The following is a 14,739-nucleotide window of genomic DNA, read 5'->3' as shown; positions in this document are numbered from 1 at the left end:
GAACTCCTGTCTTGTTGAACATAGTACTCAAAATATAACATATGACCAAAAGTTAATCAATAGTTAATCTTAAAACAATAATTTGAAGTCCAAACTCATAAAAAAGCAAGTTCTCTATGATCAAAAACAGAGAACTTGCTAATACCGCTTCTATTCATTATATGATTTCAATAACCCTTTAATAAAAATATGCTGTAATTCCATATCTGGATTCAGTACTAGGATATCAGCACGTTTACCGATTTCAAGACTACCTGTCTGTTCGTATAATCCTAGTTCACGCGCAGGATTACCACTACCTGCGGCAGAAGCTTGTAGAATCGATAGCCCTACTTGCTGAATCAAAAAGCGGAAACCTTCGATCATGGTTAAACGGCTACCTGCAAGTGTTCCGCTATCATCCGGCAAAGTCGCTATACCGTTGAGGACTTTGACAGGTTGATCACCAAGCATATATTCGCCATCCCCAAGCCCGGCAGCAGACATCGCATCGGTAATCAGGATTAAATTATCTTGTTGCTTAAGTTGAGCTAAGATCGATACTGCCGCAGGGTGAACATGAATCCCATCTGCTATAATTTCGGCATGAATTGCAGGGGTACTTAGTACTGCACCGGCTACTCCCGGTTTGCGATGATGAAGTGGAGTCATTGCATTAAATGTATGAACCGCATGATTAAGTCCTTGTTCGACCGCTAACATAATCTCTTCATACGAAGCATCGGTATGACCTGCGGCAGCTGTAATGTCATGCTGACGTAGCCATGAGATCAGTTCCAAAGCACCTTCTCGTTCAGGAGCTAGAGTAAGTTGTTTGATTAGCCCCGGATAACGAGATTCCCATTGCTCTAACCATTCGATATTTGGGAGTACGATATGTTCTGGATTTTGAGCACCTGGCCACTTAGGACTGATAAAAGGGCCTTCTAGATGCACGCCTTCGATCTGTGCACCGGGCATTTTTCCATTTTGCATATAAGCATAGACTTGTTCTAATACATGATCGATATCAGCATGAGGTGCGGTCATCGTTGTCGCTAGTAGAGCTGTCGTTCCTTGACTGGCATGAAAAGAAGTAATCGTATCTAATACGTGTGGATCGGAATCCATAAAATCGGCACCCATCCCACCATGCACATGGATATCAATAAAGCCGGGAATCACAAGTCCAGATTTGGCATCATATGTTGTCTGTTCTTTCCATATCGGAGCGTTCGCTGTAGAACCTACATACGTAATCGTCTGATCTTGGACTTGTACCGTTCCATTTTCAATCACTTTTGTAGGTGTAACCACACGTCCATGAATAATTTGAAAGGAATGTGGTACATCTGTTGAAATAGACATTACTGGAACAACCTCCCTGCTTCTGCATCCAGCAGTACAGTAACGTTAGAATGCAGTTGTAATAGTGAAGCAGGGCATTGTGTTGTGATCGGGCCTGTTACAGCGCGATGGATAATTTCAGCTTTGTCTGCACCACGTACAAGCAGTAGAATTTGACGAGCTTTCATAATACTACCTACACCCATCGTAATCGCTTGTGCTGGAACGTCATCCACCGAACCAAAGTAACGAGAATTTGCTTCTCGGGTCTGTTCTAATAATGTCACGACATGAGTCGCAGGATTCAAACTATCATCGGGTTCATTGAATCCAATATGCCCATTATGTCCAATGCCTAGAACTTGTAGATCGATCACCGCTTCAGACAACATTTCATCATACAGGCGACATTCGGCATCCAAATCGGTTGCTTGTCCATCAGGCACATGAGTATTTTCAAGATTAATATCAATATGATTAAATAAATGCTCGTTCATAAATGTACGATAGGAAGCTGGATGTTCTGTCGGTAGACCTGCATATTCATCCAGATTGTAACTTTTCACTTTGGCAAAACTGACTAATCCTTGCTTATGAATCTGAATCAATTCACGATACAAGCCTACAGGCGTACCTCCTGTAGCCAATCCTAATACAGCACGAGGAGAAGTTTGTACCAGACTAGCAACAATATGAGCAGCTACCTTGTGAAAATCTTCTTCATGAGTCACTTTGATTACATTAGCCATTATTCAAAACCTCCTGAGTCTTTGCGATAACGTTGCACATTTTTATAAGATAGCTCCAACTTCGCTACAGAATCGTTAAATTGGGCGCTAATCATACCAGTAAACAAAATATCAATAATATGCAGTTGAGCAATCCGTGAAGCCATATCTCCACGGCGAACTCCTTGTTCGAGTGACGATGAAAATAAAGCAATATCTGCTATCGAAGCGAGTTTATTATTGCTGTATTGAGTCAGTGATAATACAGTTGCTCCATTATCTTTGGCACACGATAATGCATCGATCGTTTCTTTAGTTTCTCCAGAATACGAAATCGCTAACGCTACATCTTCTGAAGAAAGTGTAGAAGCAGAAGTGATCTGCATATGAGAATCCGAAAACGATGTACTGTTTTTACCGATTCGAATCAATTTCTGATAAAAATCTTGCGCTACGATAGATGAAGTAGCGATACCATACAGATCAATCCGACGTGCACGGGTAAGGTAACCTATCGCTTGCTCAAGCTTGGGTAAATCGAGTAAACGGGTAGTATCGTTGATCGATGTAATATGATTCGTTTCAATTGCTTTAACAATCTCGGCAAGCGGATTACCTGCAATAATATCTTGATACGAACTTGGAATCGACTGTTGCGCTAATTCACTAGCTAACTTCATTTTGAAATCAGGAAAGCCTTCGAAATGAAATGTTTTGCAGAAGCGAGTAACAGTAGCAGGACTGATTCCACATTGAGTCGCTAACTGTGTAATTCCAAGCCGAATAACAGTGGAAGGTTGTTGTAAAATATAATGAGCCAGTCGGCGCTCTTGAGGAGATAAACTTTCGATGCGTTGCTCCAACATATGCAAAATAGGAGACAAGTTTAACCCTCCCTAATGAAAATTATTTTTATTATTAAATAAAATATATAGAAAATTATTTTCTTTCACCATTATCTTAAAGCACCCTAACAAAGATTGCAACTCATAAATTTCTATTTTGGGGCATGATTATAAATAAGGTAGATTAGAGTGGATAAGAAGGAGATATTGCTCCGTTATAGATGCACGATATATGATCCGGATTCATCTGAAAAATGACCACGAGTAACGGATTCTCCCAAAAATGAACGGTAAGCATTAATCGTTCCATCATGAAAAACAATATAATATATTAACAAAAAGAGTCTGCATCCTTATACAAAAGGATACAGACTCTCTAAATTTACTTCATCTCATCATTATTATGGTGCAGAGCGGATCACACTATCATTCTTAACTCCATAACACCCTAGTTAAGCCGTCTGCTTACGACTGCGATATTCTGGTAAAATCAATCTCCATACCATCCAGATCAAGACGATCATTTGAGGAATAAAGGTCTCCCATGTCGGATACATACCGATCCAACTGATCGAAGGTAATTCTGCCACTGTATGTGCAGGGAATTTACCTGCCACTTGAAGGGCATGAATACTTTCGCCCAGAAAACGAAATACCAGATAATAAATCAATACTGTTGCCGTTAAGAAGAACGGACGAATCGGTAATTTTACACTGAACTTGATAATCAGTACAGCAATCACAATCAGAATAACAAGGGCAATCGCTATACCCAAAATGAATTGCGAAAGAGCAATCGCAGGAGCCATACCGATATAGAAAATCGCTGTTTCAGCACCTTCACGTAAAATGGCGAGTCCAGAGACAATCGCTAATGACCATAGACTACCACGTTCTAAAGCACCACTGACTTGATTTTCAATATAAGTATTCCAATTTTTTAAGTTGGCTTTCTGATGTAACCAGTGTCCTACACTAAGCATCATCACAACAGCGACGAGGCCGGTAATGCCTTCGATCATTTCGCGTGTACTACCGCTACTTGATACTTGAGAGAACGCATAGACAAAGATCACTGCCATAACACCACTGAGCACTAGACCTGAAATAGCACCAGACCAGATATACTGTCCTGCGGTACGGCTACCACTACGTTTGGCATAAGCGAGTAAAGCAGCTAATACCAGAATCGCTTCCAGACCTTCACGTAGTAATATAATCGCTGCATCCCAAGCCGTATATGATGTTTTGGATGTTAAAGGAGTGAGTTCATCCAGCATGGTCTGAATCACAGTACTAGCTTGTGTCCATGCAGGAGGATTAGATACCAAATATCCTTGTACTTCAGCCATTTCATTTTCAATTGAAGTATAGGTCGAAGCCGAAGAAATCTGTACTTCTCCTTCAACTAGAGGCCACATTGAGATAAATTGAGTCATCAGATCAGACGCTTTGTTCTGATCTTGAGCTGTTGTTGCTGTCTGTACTTGTTGAAGTAACGTTACAGCATCACTTAAGCGAACGGTACCACTCGCAGGAGCCGTATCTGCAATATCACCTGCGGCATATTCGTTGAGTAGTTTAATGAGAGCTTGAGTGTCTGCTTTGGCTTGTTCTTCACGTGGAGGATCAGCTTGTAAAGCTACACGAATCATACTCATTTTGATCTCTAGTTGACTATACACCGTAAAATTATCGGCACGAATCGCATTTTCAACATCCGGCCATGAATTGACGATCTGTTTATAACTATCTTGAGCGGCTTGCCAGTTACGCTCATCAATATGTTGAATCGTGGTATCTGCAAGTGGAAGAATCACTTTCACAGCGGTCAATCCTTGCTGAGAAGGTCCATTGTTATCTGTCGTTGTACCGCTTGCTTTGGCTTGACTTGCTTCTGCGTACGTATTGACTGCACGTGCTAGTGTACCTAGCGCAGAGGTAGCAGCTTTGGGATCAGACGAAGCCCCAGCAAGCGCTGTCTGTGCATCCGTCAGAGCTGTATTGACTGCGTCAGCTTCTGTTGGAGCGGTAGATGTATCAATCGTTTGCCATGCTGTGGCGAAAGTATCTAATTCCTGCTTGGCATCTGTCCATTTTTGCTGTCCAGCATCGACAAGCGCACTACCTACAAGCGGTAACAGTTGATCGATAGAGGAAGAATCGGTAGCAGATGCTTGTGCAGTAGATATTCCTACGCTCAAAGGTGTTCCACCTAAAACAATCAATAGACTCAAGCAAAGCATAAACCTGATCAACAGGGCACTTTTACGCATAGCCTAGAACCCTCTTTTCTATATCAAAATAAATAACGATCGGTTATACCAATTCATCTCCGATATAACCGCCTTGCTGTACACCCGGAAAACAAGCAAAAACAGCACTTCCGATATGCTGAATATATTCATTCAATGCGTCAATCTGTGCGAGTCTTTGCTGCATAGGAATAAATTGTTTGTCGATACTGCGCTGATAACTGATAAAAAACAATCCTGCATCCAATTGTCCAGTAACTTTATCCATCCCACTGGAGTAAGAATAAGGACGACGCAAAATCTGCATACTTCCATCTCCACGAGCCACACGCATATGTGCATTCATCGGAATAACAGGTTTGCCTGAAGCGTCTTTGGCTTCCATATCGCCACGATCAAATTCATGATGTGAACCGATTGGAGCACCACTGACCCGTTCTCGTCCAAACGTATTTTCCTGATCTGCTAGACTGGAGCGATCCCATACTTCGATACGCATCCGGATACGACGAACGACCATATAACTACCGTTGGTCATCCAACCTGCACCATCTTGCGGTTGCACCCAGACAACTTCATTCATCATCGAGTTGTCTTTGACACTTGGATTAGCAGTACCATCTTTGAAGCCCATTAGATTCCGTGGAGTGGCTTGATTCGGATCTGCTGCACTACTGCGCTGGAATCCTTCTTGACTCCAACGGAGAACCGCAGAACCACGAGCAATTCGGATCAAGTTACGCATTGCGTGAAAAGCGACCTGCATATCATCTGCACAAATTTGTACGGCTAGATCGCCACCGCACCATTCCGATTGTAGATTATCTCCATTAAAGGCAGGCAAGTCTGCAAAATTAGCAGGCTTTTTGCCAGATAGTCCAAATCGATGATCAAATAAAGCAGGGCCTGCGCCAAATGTAATCGTCAACTTGGAAGAAGAAAGTCCAGCCGCTTCACCCGTATCAGCAGGCGGAAGATTCGGATTTTCATTTTGCCCATCTAACAATTCGCCAGCCATCAACGAAGCACTGGCTTTCGTCCATGCTTGAAATAAGCGACGTAAACCTGCTGCATCACTTAACGTTACATCAAAAGAAGCAAAGCACATAAAGTTCTGACTTGGTGTAACAATCCCTGATTGATGAGTGCCATAAAAAGAATGTTCATCGCCTACGTTCGTAATACCTGTCGTTACATTTTCAGCACTACCCGGCGTATCTGATAAAGGTTGTTTGGTCAGTCCCGTAGCTTTCATAATTCCAAGCGCGCCTGAACCTCCTAAAAGAAGCCCAACGCCAGAAGCGCCTGCTAACCGCAACATATCGCGACGGCTAACAGGCTTTTTGAATACTCCAGTTTGAGATTCTGTCGACACTTCTGTAGAAGAATCGACATCAGACTGAACAGGAGTTGATTTTGTTTTGTTTTCGGAAGAGTCTTTTTTGCTCATAATAATTACACCCCTAAAATTGTACCCATCTGGGATAAAGGTTCAGCCAAAGCATCAAGGTTCTGACTTAATGTACGAATATCTTCTTTAGTTAATTTGTCATACGTAACATATCCACCGTCTTTAGTAGCAAAAGGAGCCAATTCTTTATTTAACGCATCAAAACGTTCGCCGATTTGTTTTTCCAAATCAGGATCTTTTTCAGCCAAACGTGGTTTGAGGATTTCGTAGATTTTTTCTGCACCTTCTACATTGGCTACAAAATCATACAAGTCGGTATGAGAGTAACGTTCTTCTTCACCTGTGATTTTGGAAGAAGAAACTTCATTCAGTAGTTCAACGGCTCCAACCACAAGCATACTTGCATCGATTTCAACCGTTTCGACTTTAGCACGTAACAACTGTGCATCTTGCAAAAGACGATCTGCATATTCACTCATACCATCGGTTGTTTTCTTTTCCCAAAGAGCTTGTTCAATCTTATGGAACCCACGCCAGTCTTTATCATCCACATCGCCTGCACGAGCATCGATATCAGGATCAAGATTTCCTAACGCTTCGGCAATCGGCTCGATCCGTTCATAATGCATACGAGCTGGCGCATATAGCGCTTGAGCTTCTTTTAATTTCCCTGCTTTGACCGCTTCCGTAAATTTCTCTGTCTCTGTTACAAAGGAATCAATCTCACCGATCGCATATGTACGATATTGTTCGGTTTCATTTTTAAAATCAGCTGTTGTAGTTGTTGCTTCGGTAGATGAGGTAGATGCTGCTGGTGTTGTAGTCGTTGCTTCTGTTGTTGCTGGAGCTGTGGTTGTATTGGTAGCAGCTTGATTCCCACAAGCGGCAAACAGTACAGAAGATAAAAGAATTGTAGCTGGTAAAGTTACACGTGCTTTCATTAAATTACACTCCTTAATAATGATAATCGTTCTCAATTATTAATCTATCATAATGGTGAACGATAAGAGCGTCAATCTTTATTTTTATGTAAATGAATACAGGGAAGGTGGAAAATAAGCCGGAGGGTTGGGGGAGTGGCGAAGGTTGTGAGGGAATATCGCTCTGGTAAAGGATCATTCATACGATCGCTGTTAAGATCGGATATATTGGATTCTGTTTTCAACAGATTATATCCGATCTTAAAGGCGAACGCTTCGCTTCTGCTGAACGATTCCTTTACCTCCGCTAGGTTCGTTGAGCACCTTTGCCGGGTGTTTAGTAGGGAGTGCTTATTTTCAATCAGGGGGGAGGAGGTAGGAAAGAGGATAAGGGAATAAAATATAGTTATATTTTATTTGGAATGAGTGAAGGATGAATGGATAAAACATACAAATCTTATTTGTTATTAAAATAGATTCATCTAATTGTATTGTTTAATCTTGTTGCTTAATTTTAGAGGGAAATTAACTTTACGGGCATATGCTAAAGTAAGAAATGATATATAAAACAATAATGTAGATAAGCACCTCTAGCGGAGCAAACGGAATCGTTCTGGAGAAGCGGAGCGTTCGCCTTTAAGAATAGATATCCTCTGCGACAGCAGATTTCAAAGATATCTATTCTTAACAGCGATCAGAAGAATGATCCGTTTGGGTAGCAGAATGACCTTTACCAGCCTCACATATCTGCGATTCACTTCACACTGAAATACCGATTTTTCCACTTCATCTCCAAATATAATTTAGCGTTCTCTGTCTAGTATCCTTGTTTCTTGTTTAATAAAGAACATACTTAATTTGTTAACCCATCACTACAAATCATTGAACATACCCGAGGAGGAAGTAATAATGACAATTAAAGCAGTTATTTTTGATCTTGATGGCGTGATTGTATCGACAGATCATTATCATTTTGAAGCATGGAGTAAAATCAGTGAAGAAGAAGGCATTCCTTTTAATGAAACGATCAATCATCAGTTGCGCGGAGTAAGCCGGATGGAGAGTCTGGATATTATTTTGCAACGTGCGACCAAAACATACTCGGATGAAGAAAAATTGCAATTGGCAGAGAAAAAGAATGAGTACTATCGCCAATCGTTGCACCATTTAAGCCCAAGCGATCTTTTGCCGGGAGTAGAATATACGTTAAAAACATTGAAACAAAATAATATCAAAATCGCGATCGGTTCTTCGAGCAAAAATACACCGACTATTCTGAAGCAGATTGGTCTGGATAAAGAGTTCGATGCGATTGCAGATGGTAACGATATTACTCGCAGTAAGCCTGATCCTGAAGTCTTTTTGCTAGCGGCAACTCGTCTGGATATCGTACCGGAAGAATGTCTGGTTGTAGAAGATGCGTTAGCAGGTGTGGAAGCGGCGATTGCAGGTAAAATGAATGTGGCTGCTGTAGGTGAAACATTGCGTAGTTCAGATGCAGACTACTATCTGGAAAGTGTCGATGAATTGCTTGAATTAGTATTATAACTTGAACACCCTCCAAAACCTGATATGATGAATATATCTTAAATTCATTCTGGGATAAAGACAATGAATAGATAGAATATTTGGATAGATGGATATGGAGGGACTTGTATGGATTATACTTCAACATTTGATCATACACCTGAGCGCATAGGGACTGGTTCAGAGAAATGGGATGCACTGCATAAGCATTTTGGCAAAGAAGATATTATTCCTTTGTGGATAGCAGATATGGATTTTGCGGCACCTTTGCCTGTGCAGGAGGCTATACGTCAACGGATCGAACATGGCGTACTTGGATACACATTTCGTACCGATGAGTATCATCAATCTATTGTAAATTGGATGGAGCGTAAGCATCAATGGACGATAGAAAACGACTGGATTGTTTTCACACCTGGTGTTGTATCTGCCTTGAACTTTGCGGTGCAAACCTATACAGAACTTGGAGATAAAGTGATTATTCAGACGCCAGTGTATCCTCCTTTTTATAATGTAGTCAAAGGGCATGGACGAGAATTGATCGAAAATCCCCTCATGCAAGATCAGTATGGAGATTATCGTATGGATCTTGAACAGTTAGAGACTGTGCTGGACGAACAGGTGAAAATGTTGATTTTGTGTAATCCACATAATCCGATAGGGCGAGTGTGGACACGTACAGAGTTAGAACAGTTAGAACATTTATGTGCGAAGTGGAATATTATTGTCGTGTCCGATGAAATTCATGGCGATCTTGTTTATGCACCTCATGCTCATATTCCGTATGCCAGTCTATCTGAATCTGCGATGAACCGTAGTATTATTTGTACAGCACCAAGCAAAACATTTAATATCGCCGGTATGAATACATCTAATATTATTATCCCGAATGAACAATTACGGAATGCATTTGCGTTAAAAATCAATCAATTCGGTGTGGGACAAATTAATACATTTGGTGCTGTAGCCACCCAAGCCGCTTATACGTATTGCGAAGAGTGGTTAGAGCAGTGCAAAGTCTATACTTATCGAAATATGGAATATGTACAGCAATATATCGCTACGCATATACCGGAATTATCGGTACGTCTACCAGAAGCTACGTATTTGCTATGGATCGATTGTAGTAAGCTACGGATGGAGCAATTAGATTTAGTTTCTTTCCTACTGGATCATGCCAAAATTGCGCTGAATGATGGCAATGCATTTGGGATAACAGGTCAAGGATATATGCGTATGAATATCGCTTGTTCACGTTCTTTATTGGAAAAAGCGATGGAGCGATTGCATCATGCTATAAAGACATGGCGAGCCACCCAAGCAGTAACGACCACTTCACACATGAATAATGAATAGATAGATGAATAGGTATGCTTGAAAAAGAAACTTCATCATAATTAAAAACAGACTGTTTTCTATAATACCGACATACAGGTATCTAGAAAGCAGTCTGTTTTGTTTGAGAAATAATCATCTAATTATAGAAAGAAAGACAATTCAGTATTAAATGTAGCTATCCATTTAGATTTGGTTTAGATATTCTACAATGGTAAGCAAGCCTTTATCAAAGTTCTCCAAGTTGAAATGCTCATTCGGTGCATGAAGGTTCTCATCAGGCAGACCGAAGCCCATCAATACTACTGTAGGAGCAATCAGACGAGAGAAAGCTTCAACGATTGGAATGGAACCGCCATCTTTGGTAAATAAGGCACGTGTTCCATAGACCGTTTTGAATGCATCAGCCGCTTTTTGCAACAATTCGCTAGAAGGATCGATATTGAATGCACGTGCTTTTTCACCCGGTTTGATATCAATCGTTGCACCTGTCGGTACATTGGCTTCCAAATGCTTGATAATTTGATCCAATACATAAGCTGGATCTTGATTAGCCACTAGACGACAAGTGATTTTGGCACTTGCTTCTTTAGGAATAACGGTTTTGCTACCTTCGCCTTGGAAACCACCATACAATCCATTAATTTCAAGTGTCGGACGAGCACCAACACGTTCTACAAACGAATAGCCTTCTTCTCCATGAAGAGATTCAAGAGCTAAAGATTGTTGTAATTTCTTCTCATCAAAAGCTTGTTTGATAAATTCATTACGCATCTCATCAGACAAAGGCAATACGCCTTCATAGAATCCATCGACCAGTACACGACCTTGTTTGTCATGCAAAGAGTTCAACAGTTCTACAATCGAATGAAGAGCATTTGGAACACCGCCACCGAAGCTACCAGAGTGTAGATCCGTATTAGCAGTATGAATCGTAAATTCAAGTGAACATAGTCCACGTAATCCAGTGCAGATCGCTGGTTTACCTTTTTCGATCAAAGACGTATCTGAGATTAATACCGCATCCGCAGACAACATTTCTTTGTTGCTTTCCAAAAAGCCAGGTAGATTTGCGCTTGAAATTTCTTCTTCGCCTTCGATACAGAATTTGACGTTAACCGGAAGTGTTCCTTCTTGCTTCAGAATGGCTTCAACTGCTTTGATATGCAAAAAGATTTGACCTTTATCATCGGTTGCACCACGAGCAAATAATTTGTCACCACGAATCGTAGGTTCAAAAGGAGGCGTCTCCCATAAGTGTAATGGATCAACAGGTTGTACATCATAATGACCATAGACCAATACCGTTGGTTTGCCAGGGGCATGAAGGTAATCAGCAGTAACAATCGGATGACCTGCTGTTGGATGAATCTCTACATGTTCTAAACCTGCTTTTTTCAATGTTGCAGCTAACCATTCAGCCGCACGTTGCATATCAGGCTTATGCTCTGAAATAGCAGAAATACTTGGAATCGATAACCATTCATTTAACTCATTTAAATGGTGTTCACGGTTTTCTTGAAAATATGTAGCATAATTCGTCATTATATAATCCTCCTTGGGAAATAGAGATCATTGCTTAAATCTGATAGATCATTTCTATCATCAAAAAGCGTATGTTTCTATTTTACTACGTTTTGCTCCAATTGCGAAAATTTTAACCACAAATCAAATCGATTGATGTTCAAACTCTCTTTTAAAATCGTAGATACCGTATAGATGGCATAAGAATATAAAAATAATTTTTGTAGCAACATCATAACGATAAGATTAATGGGTAATGTGTAATAGATCATATACATATTTTATAATATGAACATGGCAAAGCGATGCCTTTTATATTGTCATTAGCCATAAAAATTAGCTGTTGACAAATATGTTTCCCTAGTGCAAAATATGGTCAATGTATTATGTTGCTATTGATATAAAGATAGATAGGCTGTTGCGCTTATATTCTAAATCAAATCAGTCAAATATATAGAAGGCTAGAGAGAAAGGAGAGAGATGAAGAATGGATTCCAACACAGAATTAAATGCAAAGATAGATGTCAAAAAATCAAAATGGTTACATTCCAGTTCAAGTATCAGTATGGAAGAAGTCAATAATACCGTTAAGATTCCTGAAAATGCTGGATTCTGGCGCAAATTCTTCGCTTTTTCCGGTCCGGGAGCATTGGTTGCTGTTGGATATATGGACCCGGGGAACTGGGCAACTTCAATAGCAGGAGGAGCACGCTTTGGTTACGCCCTATTATCAGTAGTACTGATTTCTAATCTTATTGCTATGTTATTACAAAGTCTGTCTGCCAAATTAGGAATAGTAACAGGTCGAGATTTGGCACAGGCTACCCGTGATACGACTAACAAAAGAACAGCTGTGTTTCTATGGATACTGACAGAGCTTGCGATTATTGCTACCGATCTAGCTGAAGTTATCGGTTCAGCGATAGCACTGAATTTATTATTTGGTATCCCACTATTATGGGGTATTGTCATCACTACATTTGACGTTTTACTTCTATTACTATTGCAGAAAAAAGGATTTCGGATTATCGAATCGATTATTATCGTATTGATGGCAACGATTTTCTGTATCTTTGTGTTTGAAGTGATTATTTCTAAGCCGGAAATTCATGCACTATTAGGTGGATATGTACCGAAGTTCGAGATTGTTACGAATCCAGCGATGTTATTTGTCGCTTTGGGGATTTTGGGTGCAACAGTGATGCCACATAATCTATATTTACATTCATCGATTGTACAGACCCGGCAATATAAGCGAACCGAAAAAGGTCGCAAAGAAGCTGTGAAATTTGCAAATATCGATTCGATTCTTTCATTATCGGTCGCTTTTCTAATCAACTCGGCGATTCTTATCTTGGGAGCTTCTGCTTTTTTTGGAACAGGATTGAATGTAAGTGGGATCGAAGATGCATATGCCTTACTTAGTCCAACACTAGGAGTAGGAATCGCCAGTACATTATTTGCAGTAGCCTTACTGGCTTCAGGTCAGAATTCTACAATTACAGGTACACTTGCAGGGCAGATAGTAATGGAAGGATTTATCAACTTACGTATCTCGCCAGTGTTACGCCGAATCATTACTCGTTTATTAGCCGTTATTCCTGCTTTTATTGTGACATGGATTGCAGGTGCCAAAGGAACAGGAGAATTGCTATTATGGAGTCAGGTAGTACTGAGTCTTCAATTACCATTTGCGATTATTCCATTGGTACGATTTACAAGCGACCGGGCGAAAATGGGTTCATTTGTAAATCCAGCATGGGTCAAAATTTTGGCATGGATCGCTACAGTCATTATTGTTGCTTTAAATATCTTTTTAATACTTTATATTTTTGCAACAGGTGGCGGTTTTTAAGTAAAAGATTCATTAAACCTATGAGCTGCATAGTCTATCCAAAAAGCTTTTATCCTTTTTATAGGGGTAAAAGCTTTTTTTATTATATTTTCTTTACATTTTTAATATAAAAAAAGTGGTAAAATTTGAATGTTTTTTGATAAAATACTAATCGTTTTCTTTGTTTTTTACGTATATATAAGTAGAACACCTTTGAAACAGAATAAGGCTTGGTCAATAACTAAATATTCCTTTTCAGATTTGTTTGATACACTGTGGTTACAATATATACAACAGTACTTATCAGCTTCATTATAAAAGTTACTGGTGAGTAATAATACCTACTTACTCCTATTGATTTATGGTTCTATAGACATGCTATTCCTATTCCTATACCTATATATAGGAATATAAAAATGTCGAAAAAGAACGAATGAGAGGAAAGTGCTATAAATATTATGCAAAATTTACCGATAAACTATATAACAGGCACAAAGTCGCATGAAAGACTCCAATATTACCTAAAATCTAAGGGGGATTCAACCTATGAATTATACTAAATTATCCAACGTAAAAATTATGGAAAAAGCTAAAGCAACTTCTGGTGGATGGTTCCGATTTGTAGAAAATAGCGAAATTAAAAACAATGCTAATGAAATGGAACAATGGGCAGCGATTTACCACGTAGCTAATGACAAATATATCGTAACTAATGATTTTCTAAATGTGGGATTAAACGATCACGCTAACCAAGTGAATGTTGTAGGTTATGGTGATAATTTAGATAGCATTATGTTCGTGATCTGGGAACACCAAAAAGAATCAGGCAAATCATTTACTATTCTTGATGAAATTCGTCAAATCAAAAATGATGAGATCGAAAAAGCAAGCCAAAAATTGTGGGATTGGAACGAAAAAGCAGCAGACAGCACGTACTTCAAGCATGAAATGTTCAACCCATGGGAAGAAAGTTATTGAGCAATGAATGACCGATTCAAAAATAAGCTCTTCTGAACACCTCAGGCTATAGAGGT

General features: G+C 39.8%; 11 protein-coding genes. 4 read left to right on the top strand and 7 right to left on the bottom strand.

Annotated elements, in window-relative coordinates; all coding sequences use genetic code 11:
- Positions 1–150 precede the first annotated feature (150 nt).
- The 6 genes from nagA to efeO form a co-directional block, all read right to left on the bottom strand.
- Complete coding sequence (gene nagA, locus PO903_RS00440; RefSeq protein ID WP_273592343.1) at positions 151–1,347, bottom strand: N-acetylglucosamine-6-phosphate deacetylase; 1,197 nt, start codon at positions 1,345–1,347, stop codon at positions 151–153.
- Complete coding sequence (gene nagB, locus PO903_RS00435) at positions 1,347–2,075, bottom strand: glucosamine-6-phosphate deaminase (RefSeq protein WP_069325560.1); 729 nt, start codon at positions 2,073–2,075, stop codon at positions 1,347–1,349. The genes nagA and nagB overlap by 1 nt, the downstream gene beginning before the upstream one ends.
- Entirely contained in the window at positions 2,075–2,938 is an 864-nt protein-coding gene (locus tag PO903_RS00430; RefSeq protein ID WP_273592342.1) for a MurR/RpiR family transcriptional regulator, read from the bottom strand. The genes nagB and PO903_RS00430 overlap by 1 nt, the downstream gene beginning before the upstream one ends.
- 413 nt (positions 2,939–3,351) lie before the next feature.
- Complete coding sequence (locus PO903_RS00425; RefSeq protein ID WP_273592341.1) at positions 3,352–5,103, bottom strand: FTR1 family protein; 1,752 nt, start codon at positions 5,101–5,103, stop codon at positions 3,352–3,354.
- A 115-nt stretch (positions 5,104–5,218) separates the two neighbouring features.
- Complete coding sequence (efeB, locus tag PO903_RS00420; RefSeq protein ID WP_083243269.1) at positions 5,219–6,604, bottom strand: iron uptake transporter deferrochelatase/peroxidase subunit; 1,386 nt, start codon at positions 6,602–6,604, stop codon at positions 5,219–5,221.
- 5 nt (positions 6,605–6,609) lie between these two features.
- The gene (efeO, locus tag PO903_RS00415; RefSeq protein ID WP_069325557.1) at positions 6,610–7,506 is read right to left on the bottom strand and encodes an iron uptake system protein EfeO; all 897 of its coding nucleotides are present in this window, start codon (positions 7,504–7,506) and stop codon (positions 6,610–6,612) included.
- 888 nt (positions 7,507–8,394) lie between these two features.
- Between efeO and pgmB the strand changes: the two genes are divergently transcribed.
- Together pgmB and PO903_RS00405 are read left to right on the top strand one after the other, a co-directional pair.
- Positions 8,395–9,033 (top strand): beta-phosphoglucomutase, encoded by a 639-nt coding sequence (pgmB, locus tag PO903_RS00410; RefSeq protein ID WP_273592340.1) that lies wholly within the window; start codon positions 8,395–8,397, stop codon positions 9,031–9,033.
- 108 nt (positions 9,034–9,141) lie between these two features.
- Entirely contained in the window at positions 9,142–10,368 is a 1,227-nt protein-coding gene (locus PO903_RS00405) for a MalY/PatB family protein (protein WP_273592339.1), read from the top strand.
- A gap of 165 nt (positions 10,369–10,533) precedes the next feature.
- On the opposite strand, the gene PO903_RS00400 is transcribed toward PO903_RS00405, so the two are convergent.
- A complete protein-coding gene (locus tag PO903_RS00400) occupies positions 10,534–11,892 on the bottom strand; it encodes a dipeptidase (protein WP_069325554.1) in 1,359 nt (452 codons plus the stop codon).
- 466 nt (positions 11,893–12,358) lie between these two features.
- Here PO903_RS00400 and PO903_RS00395 point away from each other — a divergent pair, with 466 nt between their 5' ends.
- The gene (locus tag PO903_RS00395; RefSeq protein WP_273592338.1) at positions 12,359–13,726 is read left to right on the top strand and encodes an Nramp family divalent metal transporter; all 1,368 of its coding nucleotides are present in this window, start codon (positions 12,359–12,361) and stop codon (positions 13,724–13,726) included.
- Positions 13,727–14,251: 525 nt separating this feature from the next.
- A complete protein-coding gene (locus PO903_RS00390; protein ID WP_069325552.1) occupies positions 14,252–14,683 on the top strand; it encodes a hypothetical protein in 432 nt (143 codons plus the stop codon).
- Positions 14,684–14,739: the final 56 nt, after the last annotated feature.

It is taken from the genome of Paenibacillus sp. PK4536, assembly GCF_028594455.2.
Lineage (GTDB): Bacteria > Bacillota > Bacilli > Paenibacillales > Paenibacillaceae > Saccharibacillus > Saccharibacillus nuruki.
This window is presented reverse-complemented; position numbering and strand designations above follow the sequence as displayed.

What these genes read in the sequence shown, in the direction of transcription:
- efeB (WP_083243269.1), bottom strand. Translation starts at nt 6,604, where the DNA reads ATGAGCAAAAAAGACTCTTCCGAAAACAAAACAAAATCAACTCCTGTT.
- PO903_RS00405 (WP_273592339.1), top strand. Translation starts at nt 9,142, where the DNA reads ATGGATTATACTTCAACATTTGATCATACACCTGAGCGCATAGGGACT.
- pgmB (WP_273592340.1), top strand. Translation starts at nt 8,395, where the DNA reads ATGACAATTAAAGCAGTTATTTTTGATCTTGATGGCGTGATTGTATCG.
- PO903_RS00400 (WP_069325554.1), bottom strand. Translation starts at nt 11,892, where the DNA reads ATGACGAATTATGCTACATATTTTCAAGAAAACCGTGAACACCATTTA.
- efeO (WP_069325557.1), bottom strand. Translation starts at nt 7,506, where the DNA reads ATGAAAGCACGTGTAACTTTACCAGCTACAATTCTTTTATCTTCTGTA.
- PO903_RS00395 (WP_273592338.1), top strand. Translation starts at nt 12,359, where the DNA reads ATGGATTCCAACACAGAATTAAATGCAAAGATAGATGTCAAAAAATCA.
- nagB (WP_069325560.1), bottom strand. Translation starts at nt 2,075, where the DNA reads ATGGCTAATGTAATCAAAGTGACTCATGAAGAAGATTTTCACAAGGTA.
- PO903_RS00390 (WP_069325552.1), top strand. Translation starts at nt 14,252, where the DNA reads ATGAATTATACTAAATTATCCAACGTAAAAATTATGGAAAAAGCTAAA.
- nagA (WP_273592343.1), bottom strand. Translation starts at nt 1,347, where the DNA reads ATGTCTATTTCAACAGATGTACCACATTCCTTTCAAATTATTCATGGA.